15 protein-coding genes are annotated in these 13242 nt (G+C 61.1%); all 15 read left to right on the top strand.

What is annotated here, in order from left to right; genetic code table 11:
* Positions 1-131 precede the first annotated feature (131 nt).
* The 15 genes from fliE to fliP all read left to right on the top strand — a co-directional run bounded on the left by fliE (position 132) and on the right by fliP (position 13242).
* Positions 132-461, top strand: coding sequence for a flagellar hook-basal body complex protein FliE (gene fliE, locus GNF76_RS11650; protein ID WP_155583300.1), 330 nt, complete (start codon positions 132-134; stop codon positions 459-461).
* A 16-nt stretch (positions 462-477) separates the two neighbouring features.
* Complete coding sequence (fliF, locus tag GNF76_RS11645; RefSeq protein ID WP_155583299.1) at positions 478-2253, top strand: flagellar basal-body MS-ring/collar protein FliF; 1776 nt, start codon at positions 478-480, stop codon at positions 2251-2253.
* Positions 2246-3262 carry a flagellar motor switch protein FliG gene (fliG, locus tag GNF76_RS11640; protein WP_155583298.1) on the top strand — a complete coding sequence of 339 codons (1017 nt, stop codon included), beginning with the start codon at positions 2246-2248 and terminating at the stop codon, positions 3260-3262. The genes fliF and fliG overlap by 8 nt, the downstream gene beginning before the upstream one ends.
* 10 nt (positions 3263-3272) lie before the next feature.
* Positions 3273-4049: a flagellar assembly protein FliH gene (gene fliH / locus GNF76_RS11635; RefSeq protein ID WP_155583297.1), complete on the top strand. Its 777-nt coding sequence runs from the start codon at positions 3273-3275 to the stop codon at positions 4047-4049.
* On the top strand, positions 4039-5397 hold the full coding sequence (fliI, locus tag GNF76_RS11630; RefSeq protein WP_155583296.1) for a flagellar protein export ATPase FliI: 1359 nt from the start codon (positions 4039-4041) through the stop codon (positions 5395-5397). Before fliH ends, fliI begins: the two co-directional genes overlap by 11 nt.
* A 3-nt stretch (positions 5398-5400) precedes the next feature.
* Positions 5401-5850, top strand: a complete 450-nt coding sequence (gene fliJ, locus GNF76_RS11625) for a flagellar export protein FliJ (protein WP_155583295.1) — start codon at positions 5401-5403, stop codon at positions 5848-5850.
* A 182-nt stretch (positions 5851-6032) separates the two neighbouring features.
* Positions 6033-6338, top strand: a complete 306-nt coding sequence (locus tag GNF76_RS11620) for an STAS domain-containing protein (RefSeq protein ID WP_155583294.1) — start codon at positions 6033-6035, stop codon at positions 6336-6338.
* Positions 6335-8053: a fused response regulator/phosphatase gene (locus GNF76_RS11615; RefSeq protein ID WP_155583293.1), complete on the top strand. Its 1719-nt coding sequence runs from the start codon at positions 6335-6337 to the stop codon at positions 8051-8053. The genes GNF76_RS11620 and GNF76_RS11615 overlap by 4 nt, the downstream gene beginning before the upstream one ends.
* A gap of 30 nt (positions 8054-8083) precedes the next feature.
* Positions 8084-8428 carry an Hpt domain-containing protein gene (locus tag GNF76_RS11610; protein WP_178123288.1) on the top strand — a complete coding sequence of 115 codons (345 nt, stop codon included), beginning with the start codon at positions 8084-8086 and terminating at the stop codon, positions 8426-8428.
* Positions 8429-8518: 90 nt separating this feature from the next.
* A complete protein-coding gene (locus tag GNF76_RS11605; protein WP_155583292.1) occupies positions 8519-9856 on the top strand; it encodes a flagellar hook-length control protein FliK in 1338 nt (445 codons plus the stop codon).
* Positions 9857-10060: 204 nt separating this feature from the next.
* Positions 10061-10561, top strand: coding sequence for a flagellar basal body-associated protein FliL (gene fliL / locus GNF76_RS11600; RefSeq protein WP_155583291.1), 501 nt, complete (start codon positions 10061-10063; stop codon positions 10559-10561).
* A gap of 9 nt (positions 10562-10570) precedes the next feature.
* Positions 10571-11539: a flagellar motor switch protein FliM gene (gene fliM / locus GNF76_RS11595; protein ID WP_154743732.1), complete on the top strand. Its 969-nt coding sequence runs from the start codon at positions 10571-10573 to the stop codon at positions 11537-11539.
* A gap of 41 nt (positions 11540-11580) precedes the next feature.
* Positions 11581-12048 carry a flagellar motor switch protein FliN gene (gene fliN / locus GNF76_RS11590; protein ID WP_033900765.1) on the top strand — a complete coding sequence of 156 codons (468 nt, stop codon included), beginning with the start codon at positions 11581-11583 and terminating at the stop codon, positions 12046-12048.
* Between the two features lies 1 nt (position 12049).
* Positions 12050-12499: a flagellar biosynthetic protein FliO gene (fliO, locus tag GNF76_RS11585; RefSeq protein ID WP_379652606.1), complete on the top strand. Its 450-nt coding sequence runs from the start codon at positions 12050-12052 to the stop codon at positions 12497-12499.
* Positions 12499-13242, top strand: a complete 744-nt coding sequence (fliP, locus tag GNF76_RS11580) for a flagellar type III secretion system pore protein FliP (protein ID WP_155583290.1) — start codon at positions 12499-12501, stop codon at positions 13240-13242. Before fliO ends, fliP begins: the two co-directional genes overlap by 1 nt.

Here is a 13242-nt window from a genome sequence, read left to right as displayed (position 1 = left end):
TATTTACTTGGGACGACAGGATCAGTCGTCTTTTCTTACGATTAGCCACGGAGCTGGCACCCTTGTTGCTACCACCCTACTAACCGCAGACGTAGTGTCAAAAAATTGCGGGTCGTCGGAGAGAGAAGTTCATGAGCCAAGGTGTTGAGTTCAATCGGTTGATGTTGGATATGCGGTCCATGCAAATGGATGCGATGGCTCGTCCAAAATCCGTCGCCGAAGCGCCGGAGTTGGGCAAGAGCAATTTTGCCGACATGCTCGGCCAGGCCATCAACAAAGTCAGCGACACCCAGCAAGCTTCCACGCAGTTAGCCACCGCCTTCGAGATCGGCAAGAGCGGCGTGGACCTGACCGATGTGATGATTGCTTCGCAAAAGGCCAGTGTTTCCTTCCAAGCCTTGACCCAGGTACGCAACAAGCTGGTTCAGGCTTATCAAGACATCATGCAGATGCCGGTTTAAGGACGAGATTTAAGTCATGGCAGAAGCAGTCGTGGACAACGCACCCGCCAAGGCAGACGGCAAGCCGCCGCTGTTCGGCCTGTCGTTCCTGGAAAACCTTTCCGAGATGACCATGTTGCGTCAGGTGGGCCTGATGGTCGGCCTGGCCGCCAGCGTGGCGATTGGTTTTGCCGTGGTGCTGTGGTCCCAGCAACCTGATTACCGGCCGCTGTATGGCAGCCTCGCGGGCATGGATTCCAAGCAGATCATGGAAACCCTGGCCGCCGCAGACATCGCCTACACCGTCGAACCCAACTCCGGCGCCTTGCTGGTCAAGGCCGATGACGTGGCCCGTGCGCGGATGAAACTGGCTGCGGCCGGTGTCACCCCCGGCGATGCGAACATCGGTTTTGAAATCCTCGACAAGGACCAGGGCCTGGGCACCAGCCAGTTCATGGAAGCCACCCGCTACCGTCGCGGCCTGGAAGGCGAACTGGCACGGACCATTTCCAGCCTGAACAACGTCAAGGGCGCCCGGGTGCACCTGGCGATTCCGAAAAGCTCGGTGTTTGTGCGCGACGAGCGCAAGCCTAGCGCCTCGGTACTGGTAGAGCTGTTTTCCGGGCGCTCCCTGGAGCCTGGCCAAGTGTTGGCGATCATCAACCTGGTGGCCACCAGCGTTCCCGAGTTGAGCAAGTCGCAAATCACCGTGGTCGACCAGAAGGGCAACCTGCTCTCCGACCAGGCGGAAAACTCTGCCCTGACCATGGCCGGCAAGCAGTTCGACTACAGCCGTCGCATGGAAAGCATGTTGACCCAACGGGTACACAACATCCTGCAACCGGTGCTGGGCAATGACCGCTACAAGGCTGAAGTGTCCGCCGACGTGGATTTCAGCGCGGTCGAGTCGACGTCCGAACAGTTCAACCCCGATCAGCCGGCCTTGCGCAGCGAGCAATCGACCAGCGAACAACGCACGGCCTCCAACGGCCCGCAAGGTGTGCCAGGTGCCCTGAGCAACCAGCCGCCGGCGCCGGCTTCGGCCCCGCAAACCACCGGTGGCGCAGCCGCTATGGCCGCGGCGATTCAACCTGGCCAACCGCTGCTGGACGCCAACGGCCAGCAAATCATGGACCCGGCCACCGGCCAGCCGATGCTTGCGCCATACCCTGCGGACAAGCGTAACCAGTCCACCAAGAACTTCGAACTGGACCGCTCCATCAGTCACACCAAGCAGCAACAGGGCCGGATTAACCGGTTGTCGGTATCGGTGGTGGTGGATGACCAGGTCAAGATCAACGCGGCCAACGGTGAAACCACCCGTGCGCCGTGGAGCGCCGACGAATTGGCGCGCTTTACTCGCCTGGTGCAGGACGCCGTCGGTTTTGATGCGAGCCGTGGTGACAGTGTCAGCGTGATCAACATGCCGTTCTCCCTGGAGCGCGGTGAGGTGATTGCCGACATTCCGTTCTACTCTCAACCGTGGTTCTGGGATGTGGTCAAGCAAGTCTTGGGCGTGCTGTTCATCCTGGTGCTGGTGTTTGGCGTGTTGCGTCCGGTGCTCAACAACATCACCGGCCACGGCAAGAAGCAGTTGGCCCTGAGTGGCAGCGATGTCGAGTTGGGCGGCATGGGCGGGCTGGATGGTGAACTGCGCAACGACCGGGTCAGCCTCGGCGGCCCGCAAAGCATCCTGTTGCCGAGCCCGAGCGAAGGCTATGACGCTCAACTGAACGCAATCAAGAGTCTGGTAGCAGAAGACCCGGGTCGTGTGGCCCAGGTCGTGAAAGAGTGGATTAACGCAGATGAATGATCGAGCCGCTGTTGCCAAGCTCTCCCGGGTCGACAAAGCCGCTGTATTGCTGCTGTCCCTGGGCGAAACCGACGCAGCACAAGTGTTGCGCCATATGGGCCCCAAGGAAGTCCAGCGGGTCGGCGTCGCCATGGCGCAAATGCGCAACGTACACCGCGAGCAAGTCGAACAGGTGATGAGCGAATTCGTCGAGATCGTCGGCGACCAGACCAGCCTCGGCGTCGGCTCCGACAGCTATATCCGCAAGATGCTCACCTCCGCCCTGGGCGAGGACAAGGCCAACGGCCTGATCGACCGCATCCTGCTGGGTGGCAACACCAGCGGCCTCGACAGCCTGAAATGGATGGAGCCGCGGGCCGTGGCGGACGTGATCCGCTACGAGCACCCTCAGATCCAGGCCATCGTTGTCGCCTATCTGGACCCGGACCAGGCCGGTGAAGTGCTCGGCCATTTCGACCACAAGGTGCGCCTGGACATCATCCTGCGGGTCTCGTCGCTGAACACCGTGCAGCCGGCGGCCTTGAAAGAGCTGAACACCATTCTCGAGAAGCAATTCTCGGGCAACTCCAACGCCTCGCGCACCACCCTGGGTGGTATCAAGCGTGCGGCGGACATCATGAACTTCCTCGACAGCGCCATTGAAGGCCAGTTGATGGATTCGATCCGCGAAGTCGACGACACCCTGTCCGGCCAGATCGAAGACCTCATGTTCGTCTTCAACAACCTGTCCGATGTCGACGATCGTGGCATTCAGGCCTTGCTGCGCGAAGTCTCCTCCGATGTGCTGGTGCTTGCCCTTAAAGGCTCGGATGAGGGCGTCAAGGAGAAGATCTTCAAGAACATGTCCAAGCGGGCTTCCGAACTGTTGCGCGACGACCTCGAGGCCAAGGGCCCGGTGCGCGTCAGCGATGTGGAAACAGCGCAGAAGGAAATCCTCACCATTGCCCGCCGTATGGCCGAAGCCGGAGAAATCGTTCTCGGCGGGAAGGGCGGCGAAGAAATGATCTAAGGCGCCGCGCATGTCGAACAAAGATGAGACGCCCAGCGATCTGATTCGCGCCCGGGACGTCGGCGGGTTCGACGTCTGGTCGCTGCCCAGTTTCGACCCGCATCAGCCTGAACCCGAGCCCGAGCCTGTGGAAGAAACACCGGCAGAGATGGAAGAGGTGCCGCTGGACGAGGTCCAGCCACTGACCCTGGAAGAGCTCGAAAGCATCCGCCAGGAGGCTTACAACGAAGGCTTTGCCACCGGCGAAAAAGAAGGCTTTCACAGCACCACCCTCAAGGTCCGTCAGGAAGCTGACGCCGCCTTGAGCGTCAAGCTGGCCAGTCTGGAAACACTGATGGGCAGCCTGTTCGAACCCATCGCCGAGCAAGACTCGCAGATTGAAAAGGCCCTGGTCGGATTGGTGGAGCACATCACTCGCCAGGTGATCCAGCGTGAGTTGGTGCTGGATTCCAGCCAGATCGAAAGTGTGATGCGTGAAGCCCTCAAGCTGCTGCCTCTGGGCGTCGGCAACGTACGGCTGTATATCAATCCCCAGGATTTCGAGCAGGTCAAAGCCTTGCGCGAGCGTCATGAGGAAACCTGGCGCATTGTCGAAGACGCTTCGTTGCAGCCGGGCGGTTGCCGAGTGGAAACCGAACACAGCCGTATCGATGCAACGGTTGAAACGCGCGTCAGCCAGATCATGGCCAAACTCTTCGACCAGTTGCACGAGCAGGCACTGCATCCGGCGGCGGCGGATCTGCATCTTGAGTTAGGCGTCGACCTGGACATCCCCGATGCGCCTTGACCGCACCAGCTTTGCCAAGCGCCTGGGAGGCTACGCTGAAGCCACCCAGTTGCCTGGCCAGCCGATCCTTGAGGGTCGGCTGCTGCGCATGGTCGGCCTGACCCTCGAAGCCGAAGGCCTGCGCGCCGCCATGGGCAGTCGCTGCATGGTGATCAACGACGACAGCTACCACCCGGTGCAGGTGGAGGCGGAGGTCATGGGCTTTTCCGGCAGCAAGATTTTCCTGATGCCCGTGGGCAGCCTCGCCGGCATCGCCCCTGGCGCACGGGTTGTACCGTTGGCCGATACCGGCCGCTTGCCCATGGGTATGAGCATGCTTGGCCGGGTCCTCGATGGCGCCGGGCGTGCCCTCGATGGCAAGGGCGGGATGAAGGCCGAAGACTGGGTGCCGATGGACGGCCCCACCATCAACCCCCTCAAGCGCAACCCTATCAGCGTGCCGCTGGACGTGGGTATTCGCAGCATCAACGGTTTATTGACGGTCGGTCGTGGCCAGCGCCTGGGCCTGTTTGCCGGTACCGGCGTGGGCAAGAGTGTGCTGCTGGGCATGATGACGCGCTTTACCGAGGCCGACATCATTGTGGTGGGGCTGATCGGCGAGCGGGGCCGCGAGGTGAAGGAATTCATTGAGCACATCCTCGGCGAAGAAGGCCTCAAGCGCTCCGTGGTGGTCGCCTCGCCGGCGGATGACGCGCCGCTGATGCGCTTGCGCGCGGCGATGTACTGCACGCGGATTGCCGAATATTTTCGCGACAAGGGCAAGAACGTCCTGCTGCTGATGGACTCCCTGACCCGTTTCGCCCAGGCCCAGCGGGAAATCGCCCTGGCCATCGGCGAGCCGCCGGCCACCAAGGGTTATCCACCTTCAGTGTTCGCCAAGCTGCCCAAGCTGGTGGAGCGCGCCGGTAACGCCGAGGCGGGTGGTGGTTCCATCACCGCGTTCTACACCGTGCTGTCCGAAGGCGATGACCAGCAGGATCCGATTGCCGACTCGGCCCGGGGCGTACTCGACGGCCACATCGTGCTGTCCCGCCGTTTGGCGGAGGAGGGGCACTACCCGGCCATCGACATCGAAGCATCCATCAGCCGGGTGATGCCGTCTGTGGTCACGCCCGAGCACATGACTCGTGCCCAGCAGTTCAAGCAGTTGTGGTCGCGTTACCAGCAGAGCCGCGACCTGATCAGCGTCGGCGCGTATGTGGCTGGCGGTGATCGTGAGACCGACCTGGCAATCGCCCTGCAACCGCAGTTGGTGAGCTACTTGCGCCAGGGCCTGAACGACAACATCAGCATGGCCGAAAGTGAGGCACACCTGGCCTCGATTTTCGCGCCTGCGCCGGGCGGCTAAGCCATGGCCACCAGTCGCGCCGCCCGCCTTGCGCCTGTGGTGGAGATGGCCGAAAACACCGAGCGCGCCGCCGCCCAGCGCCTGGGACATTTCCAGGGGCAAGTGCGCTTGGCCCAGAGCAAACTGGGGGACCTGGAAGGCTTTCGCGGCGAGTACCAGCAACAGTGGATCAGTCGCGGCAGCCAAGGCGTTTCCGGGCAATGGCTGATGAACTACCAGCACTTCCTCAATCAGCTGGAAACCGCCGTCGGCCAGCAGCGCCAGAGCCTGGCCTGGCACGAGGCCAACCTCGACAAGGCGCGCGACAGCTGGCAGCAGGCTTATGCGCGTGTTGAAGGCCTGCGTAAGCTGGTCCAGCGCTATATCGACGAAGCCCGGGCGCTGGAAGACAAACGCGAGCAGAAGCTGCTGGATGAGCTGTCCCAGCGTTTGCCGCGTCAAGACCACTACTGACCGCGTGCGGTCTTGTAGCCGCTGACGAGGTACGAGGCTGCGATGGGTTGCGAAGCGACCCCCGGCGGCGGTCCTGCGGACACGCATCGCAGCCTCGTACCTCGCCAGCGGCTACAGGGTTGCCGATCTTCCCATGAGCTGCTAAACCTTGTGCCTATTGCCAATGACAAGGAAGCAGTCACATGTCAGTTGATTCAGCAGTGTCCCTGGATGGGAAAAAGTTGACGATCATGGTCAAGGGGCGGTTCGATTTCGGCAGCCACCAGGCTTTTCGAGATGCCTATGAGCGGTTTTACAAGGTGCCCGAGACCTACGTGGTGGACTTGAAAGAAACCACCTACGTGGACAGTTCTGCCTTGGGCATGCTCCTGCTGTTACGCGATCATGCGGGTGGCGATGACGCCGAGGTGCGGGTGGTTAACAGCAATTCCGACGTGCGCAAGATCCTCGCCATCTCCAACTTCGACAAGCTGTTCGACATCAGTTGAGCACCCTGGCGCCCGTCATTGAGACCCTCACCGTACTGATCGCCGAAGACAGCGCGGCCGACCGGCTGTTGCTGTCGACCATCGTTCGCCATCAGGGGCATGCCGTGTTGACCGCCAGCAATGGCGAGGAGGCGCTGCATGTGTTCGCCCGTGAGCGCCCGCAACTGGTGTTGATGGACGCCCTGATGCCGGTGATGGATGGTTTTGAAGCCGCCCGGCAAATCAAACAGTTGGCGGGCGAGGCGCTGGTACCGATCATTTTCCTCACGTCCTTGAGCGAGAGTGAAGCCCTGGCCCGTTGCCTGGACGCCGGTGGCGACGATTTTCTGCCCAAACCTTACAACCAGGTGATTCTGGCGGCGAAGATCAACGCCATGGATCGCCTGCGCCGTTTGCAGGCCACGGTGTTGCACCAACGGGACCTGATCGCCCGGCACCACGACTACCTGCTCCATGAGCAGCGCGTCGCCAAGGCGGTGTTCGACAAGGTTGCCCATTCCGGTTGCCTGAACGCGGCCCCCAACATCCGTTACCTGCAATCGCCCTATGCCTTGTTCAATGGTGATTTGTTGTTGGCGGCGTACACGCCGTCAGGGGATATGCACGTTCTGTTGGGGGACTTCACCGGGCATGGCTTGCCCGCTGCGGTGGGCGCGATGCCCCTGGCGGAAGTGTTCTACAGCATGACCGGCAAGGGCTACGGCCTGGCGCAAACCCTGCGGGAAATGAACGCCCGGCTTAAGCGGATCTTGCCGGTGGACATGTTCTGCTGCGCCACCTTGTTGTGCCTCAGCACAGAGCGACGGGTGGTAGAGGTGTGGAGCGGTGGCATGCCCGATGGCTATGTGCATGAGGTGGCAACCGGGCGGCGTACGCCGTTGGTGTCGCGGCATTTGCCGCTGGGGGTGCTGTCGGCAGGCGCCTTCGATGATCGTACTGAAGTCTGGCCGATGGCCGTGGGCGACCGGATTTTCCTGTTGTCCGATGGCGTGCTCGATACCGCCGATGCCAATGAGCAGTTGTTCGGTGCCGAGCGCCTGCAGCAGGTGTTTGCCGCCAATCGTCAGCCAGATCGTTTGTTCGAAGAGATAGAGCAGGCGCTGGCGGGTTTTCGCGGGCAGGTGCGCGATGACATCAGCATGGTGGAAATCAGCCTCTTGCCCGATCAACTCGTGCGCTCGCCAACCGTGGTCTATTCCGACAGCGGCCAAGCGAGCCCGCTGGATTGGTCGGTGAGTTTCGAGTTTCGTGCCGAAACCCTCAAGCACTACAACCCGCTGCCGTATTTGCTGCAACTGCTGCTGGAGATCCACGGCCTGCGAGGGCAGAGCGGGGCACTGTATAGCGTGATGGCCGAGGTGTATTCCAATGCCCTGGAGCACGGTGTGCTGGGCCTGGACTCAAGCCTCAAGCGCGATGCCAGAGGTTTTGCCGATTATTACCGTCAACGCAATGAGCGCCTGGCGCAATTGAGCCGTGGTTATGTACGGGTGCATATCCAGGTGTTGCCCACGGATGTGGGCGGTTGCCTGACATTGCGTGTCGAGGACAGCGGGGCAGGATTCGATGTGGAAAAGGTCCTGGCCCAGCCGCAGGAGGTCGACCGCTTGTCCGGTCGTGGCCTGAACCTGGTGCGTCAACTCAGTAGCAATGTGCACTGGTCAGACGGAGGGCGTAGTGTCTGCGTGGAGTTTTGCTGGGAGGCTCTGGCATAATCCGCCGATTCTTGATCAAGGAGAGAGCAAGTGGCTGTGGATCATCTGGACAAAGACGTGTTGACGCATCTACGTGACGTCATGGAAGGCGAGTACCGCACATTGCTGGATACCTTTCTGGAAGACTCGCAAGAGCGTGTCGAAGCCTTGCGCAAGGCCAGGGATACCAAGGTGCTGGGCGAGATTGCCCATAGTTTCAAAGGCAGTAGCAGCAACCTGGGGGCGGTACGCCTGGTTGAGTTATGCCACCGCCTGGAAACCGAAGCGGCCAACCAGTCGCTGCAGGCGCTGGAGCCGTTGGTGGATGAGATTGGCGATGAGTTTGCCTTTGTACGACCGCTCTATGAGCTGGAGCGGCAACGGTATCCGTTCTGATCAAATCGGGCTGGGTGCAAAGCTGGCCCGACTTTTGCTCCACCCTCTCTTACTGTGCCCTCGACCCCTGTGCAGTGGAGACCCTTATTTATGCCTCTTGCCCCGAATTCGCTCCTTCAGGCTGCCCCTGCGGCCAAGCCTCAAGCCCCCGTTGCCAACTCACCGGCACCGGCTGCGGACCCGCGGAACAAGGCCCCGGCCTTCGCTCAGGTGTTCGCCAAGCAAGCCTCTTCGCCTGTGGCCAAGTCCACCGACATCACCAGCAAGCCTGTGCGTGACAAGGCGGTTGATGCTAACGCCAAGCCAGTTGCCAGCAACGATAAGCCTGCCGCTGACGCTCCAGCGGTTGCCGATAGCGGCAAGACCTTGCCTGCCAACCCGTCGGACACGACAGACACCTCGGCCAGCAAGGACGATGATGCCGCCACGGACCCAACGGCGGCGCAGCCTCCGGTCGATCCGACGGTCGACCCTGCGCTGATGGCTGCCGTGGTTGCGCCGGTCCCCTTGCCGGTGCCGGCGGCAACACCGGCTCCGGTGGCCGTCACCGATGAGAAAGCCCAACCTGCTGTCGCGGCGGTGCCACTGGCACCGTCCGATGAAGCCAAGCCGGCCTTCGACCCAGAAGCCGACCCACTGGATGCATTGCCGGCCGTGCGCCTGGCCATGGAGCAAGGCGGACATGTCTCGGCGAGCAGCCAGGCGTCGCAAAAGAATGCTCCGACTCAGGATCAGCCGACCGCCGCACAGAACTTCACCAACGGCCTGGCCGCCATGGTGGATCAACAAGCCACCAAGGACAGCACGGATCAAGGTGGCAACAAGGCCTTCGGCGGCCTGATAGACGAGGGTCTCAAGGATCTGAAGAGCGCCAGCAGCGACACCCGTGTCGACGACTTTGCCAACCGCCTGGCCGCCTTGACCCAGGCCGCCACGCCGAAAACCGCCAACGCCTTGCCGCCGGCAGCCAATGCGCCATTGGCCATGCATCAGAGCGGTTGGACCGAGGAGGTGGTGAACCGGGTGATGTACCTGTCCAGCACCAACCTCAAGTCGGCGGAGATCCAGCTGCAACCGGCCGAACTGGGACGTCTGGACATCAGCGTGAAAATGACCGCCGACCAACAGGCCCAGGTCAGCTTCATGAGCGGTCACGCTGTCGTTCGAGAAGCGCTGGAAAGTCAGTCTGGTCGCCTGCGAGAGATGTTTGCCCAGCAGGGGATGGGGCAGGTTGACGTGAATGTATCCGACCAGTCTCGCGGATGGCAGGGGCAAGGGCAGGATCAGCAGCATCAGAGCCGTGGCGTGAGCGACAGTGGCGAACGCGGTGATAGGCGTGACGGTGATATAGCGGGTGATGTGGCTGAAGTCGCAGCGCCTGTTACCCGAACCGTAATCGGCTCCAGTGCTGTGGACTATTACGCCTGATTCCTGTTGCAACCGAATCAATGTGGGAGCTGGCTTGCCTGCGATTGCGGTGGGACAGCTGGCATTTCTGGTGCTGCTACACCGCAATCGCAGGCAAGCCAGCTCCCACATTTGATTTGCGTCACCGTCACTCAACTCTGGCATAACACTTGCTCTTGCCTTGCCGTAGATCTATGAATCCCCGAATAGTGACGGATTATTGGCATGGCAAAGAGTGACGAAGCAGCGCAAGAACCCGCAGGCAAGGGCAAGCTCAAGCTTATCCTGCTGATTGTCCTGGCTTTACTCCTGGCGATCGGCTTGTCCGTGGGGGCTACCTGGTACTTCATGCACAGCGCCCAGAGCACAGCGCCCGTTGCTGCCGAGGTCAATCCCAATGTCAAGCAACCGGCAATCTTCGAGCCGATGCTCCCGGCCTTTGTCGCCAATTTCAATCAGAATGGCCGTCAGCGTTACTTGCAGGTGAGCATAACCCTGCTGGCACGCAACCAGGCGGACCTGGATGCCCTCAAGGTGCACATGCCAGTGATCCGCAACAACCTGGTGATGCTGTTCTCCGCGCAGAGTTTCGACACCCTGGCCACCCCGGTAGGCCAGGAAATGCTGCGCCAGAAAGCCACCGCCAGCGTGCAGGAAGTGGCTCAGAAGGAAGTCGGCAAAGTCGTGGTCGAGCAGTTGCTCTTCACTAATTTCGTATTGCAGTAGGATCACGACATGGCCGTGCAGGACCTGCTGTCCCAGGATGAAATCGACGCACTGCTCCATGGCGTCGACGATGGTCTGGTACAGACCGAAATGGCTGCCGAGCCCGGCAGCGTCAAAAGCTACGACCTGACCAGCCAGGATCGCATCGTCCGCGGACGCATGCCGACCCTGGAAATGATCAACGAGCGTTTTGCGCGCTACACCCGCATCAGCATGTTCAACATGCTGCGCCGCTCGGCGGACGTGGCGGTGGGCGGCGTGCAGGTGATGAAGTTCGGTGAGTACGTGCACTCGCTGTACGTGCCGACTAGTCTCAACCTGGTCAAGATCAAGCCGCTGCGGGGCACCGCACTGTTCATCCTCGACGCCAAGCTGGTGTTCAAGCTGGTGGACAACTTCTTTGGCGGCGACGGCCGGCACGCCAAGATCGAAGGGCGTGAATTCACCCCGACCGAGTTGCGTGTGGTGCGCATGGTGCTGGAACAGGCCTTTATCGACTTGAAAGAAGCCTGGCAGGCGATCATGGAAGTCAATTTCGAGTACATCAACTCGGAAGTGAACCCGGCCATGGCCAACATCGTCGGCCCCAGTGAGGCCATTGTGGTCTCCACGTTCCATATCGAACTCGATGGCGGTGGCGGCGACCTGCACATCACCATGCCGTACTCGATGATCGAGCCGGTGCGGGAGATGCTCGATGCGGGCTTCCAGTCTGACCTGGACGATCAAGACGAGCGCTGGGTCAAGGCCCTACGCGAAGACCTGCTGGACGTCGACGTGCCGCTGAGCGCCACTGTGGCCCGACGTCAACTGCGCCTGCGGGACATTTTGCACATGCAGCCGGGGGACGTGATTCCCGTCGAGCTGCCGGACGAGTTGATCATGCGCGCCAACGGCGTACCGTCGTTCAAGGTCAAGTTGGGTTCCCACAAGGGCAATCTGGCGTTGCAAGTGATCGAGCCGATCAACCGTCGCTGATCCCCTAATTTCATGAATCAATGCTGCGCCGAGGACATGTAATGGCTACCGAACACGAAAACACTTCTGCCGAAGACCAGGCCCTGGCTGACGAGTGGGCGGCTGCTCTGGAAGAAACCGGTGATGTCGGCCAGGACGATATCGATGCCTTGCTGGCGGCCGATGCGGCTACTGCGCCGGCCGGCAATCGCCTGCCGATGGAAGAGTTCGGCAGTGTGCCGAAGAATAACGATCCGGTAACCCTGGACGGTCCGAACCTGGACGTGATCCTCGATATTCCGGTGTCGATCTCCATGGAAGTGGGCAGCACTGAAATCAACATCCGTAACCTGCTGCAGCTTAATCAGGGCTCGGTGATCGAGCTTGACCGCTTGGCCGGCGAGCCGCTGGACGTGCTGGTCAATGGCACGCTGATCGCCCATGGCGAAGTGGTGGTGGTCAATGAGAAGTTCGGTATTCGCCTGACTGACGTGATCAGCCCGAGCGAACGCATCAAGAAGCTGCGCTGATATGGCACGCCTGCCGTTGGGTAAAGGGTTGGCGGGACTGCTATGGGCGCTGCCCTTGAGCGTCCTGGCTGCCGAGCCAGTGGCCCCGGTTGCCGCTGTGGCGCCGGTCAGTGGCATGGCCGGGCAATTGACGCAGTTGGTGCTTGGCCTGCTGCTGGTGGTCGGGCTGATCTTCGTCCTGGCCTGGCTGTTGCGCCGGGTGCAGCGTATTGGCCCGGGCAACGCTCAGGTTATCGAACTGGTGGGTTCACGAGCCCTGGGGCCGCGTGATCGGTTGGTGCTGGTGCAAGTGGGTGAAGAACAGATTCTGCTGGGCCTCACGCCCGGCCGTATCACCCCGCTGCATGTGCTCAAGACGCCTGTGGAAGCGGCCCAGACTCAGCCGGCCACGCCGGAGTTCGCCCAGCGCCTGATGGAGCTGTTGGGCAAGGACCAGAAGGATAAGAAGTAATGCGCGTTCTATTGACGCTCATGCTGTTGCTGGCGGCGCCGATGGCGTGGGCGGCGGACCCGTTGTCGATCCCGGCGATAACGCTGGGGACTAACGCGGCGGGTGCCCAGGAGTACTCGGTCAGCCTGCAGATCCTGCTGATCATGACCGCGCTGAGCTTTATCCCGGCGTTTGTCATGCTGATGACCAGCTTCACCCGGATCATCATCGTCTTCTCGATCCTGCGCCAGGCCCTAGGCCTGCAACAGACGCCGTCGAACCAGATCCTCACCGGCATGGCGCTGTTCCTGACCCTGTTCATCATGGCGCCGGTGTTCGACAAGGTGAACCAGCAAGCTTTGCAACCCTACCTGGCAGAGAAACTCAGTGCCCAGGATGCGATCGACAAGGCCCAGGGCCCGATCAAGGACTTCATGCTGTCCCAGACCCGTTCCAGCGACCTGGAGCTGTTCGTGCGCCTGTCCAAGCGTACCGATATCGCCAGCCCGGACCAGGCGCCGTTGACCATTCTGGTGCCGGCGTTTGTGACCTCGGAACTGAAGACGGCGTTTCAGATCGGCTTCATGATTTTCATCCCGTTCCTGATCATCGACCTGGTGGTTGCCAGTGTGCTGATGGCGATGGGCATGATGATGCTGTCGCCGCTGATTATTTCCTTGCCGTTCAAGATCATGCTGTTTGTGTTGGTGGATGGTTGGGCGCTGATTATCGGCACTTTGGCGGGCAGTTTCGGGGGTGTATAG

It is taken from the genome of Pseudomonas spelaei (assembly GCF_009724245.1).
GTDB classification, from domain to species: Bacteria; Pseudomonadota; Gammaproteobacteria; order Pseudomonadales; family Pseudomonadaceae; genus Aquipseudomonas; species Aquipseudomonas spelaei.
The sequence above is the reverse complement of the archived record's forward strand: the minus strand, read 5'-3'. Positions and strand labels throughout refer to the sequence as shown.

What these genes read in the sequence shown, in the direction of transcription:
- GNF76_RS11620 (WP_155583294.1), top strand. Translation starts at nt 6,033, where the DNA reads ATGTCAGTTGATTCAGCAGTGTCCCTGGATGGGAAAAAGTTGACGATC.
- fliM (WP_154743732.1), top strand. Translation starts at nt 10,571, where the DNA reads ATGGCCGTGCAGGACCTGCTGTCCCAGGATGAAATCGACGCACTGCTC.
- fliF (WP_155583299.1), top strand. Translation starts at nt 478, where the DNA reads ATGGCAGAAGCAGTCGTGGACAACGCACCCGCCAAGGCAGACGGCAAG.
- fliO (WP_379652606.1), top strand. Translation starts at nt 12,050, where the DNA reads ATGGCACGCCTGCCGTTGGGTAAAGGGTTGGCGGGACTGCTATGGGCG.
- GNF76_RS11605 (WP_155583292.1), top strand. Translation starts at nt 8,519, where the DNA reads ATGCCTCTTGCCCCGAATTCGCTCCTTCAGGCTGCCCCTGCGGCCAAG.
- fliJ (WP_155583295.1), top strand. Translation starts at nt 5,401, where the DNA reads ATGGCCACCAGTCGCGCCGCCCGCCTTGCGCCTGTGGTGGAGATGGCC.
- fliG (WP_155583298.1), top strand. Translation starts at nt 2,246, where the DNA reads ATGAATGATCGAGCCGCTGTTGCCAAGCTCTCCCGGGTCGACAAAGCC.
- fliN (WP_033900765.1), top strand. Translation starts at nt 11,581, where the DNA reads ATGGCTACCGAACACGAAAACACTTCTGCCGAAGACCAGGCCCTGGCT.
- fliL (WP_155583291.1), top strand. Translation starts at nt 10,061, where the DNA reads ATGGCAAAGAGTGACGAAGCAGCGCAAGAACCCGCAGGCAAGGGCAAG.
- fliI (WP_155583296.1), top strand. Translation starts at nt 4,039, where the DNA reads ATGCGCCTTGACCGCACCAGCTTTGCCAAGCGCCTGGGAGGCTACGCT.
- fliE (WP_155583300.1), top strand. Translation starts at nt 132, where the DNA reads ATGAGCCAAGGTGTTGAGTTCAATCGGTTGATGTTGGATATGCGGTCC.
- fliP (WP_155583290.1), top strand. Translation starts at nt 12,499, where the DNA reads ATGCGCGTTCTATTGACGCTCATGCTGTTGCTGGCGGCGCCGATGGCG.
- fliH (WP_155583297.1), top strand. Translation starts at nt 3,273, where the DNA reads ATGTCGAACAAAGATGAGACGCCCAGCGATCTGATTCGCGCCCGGGAC.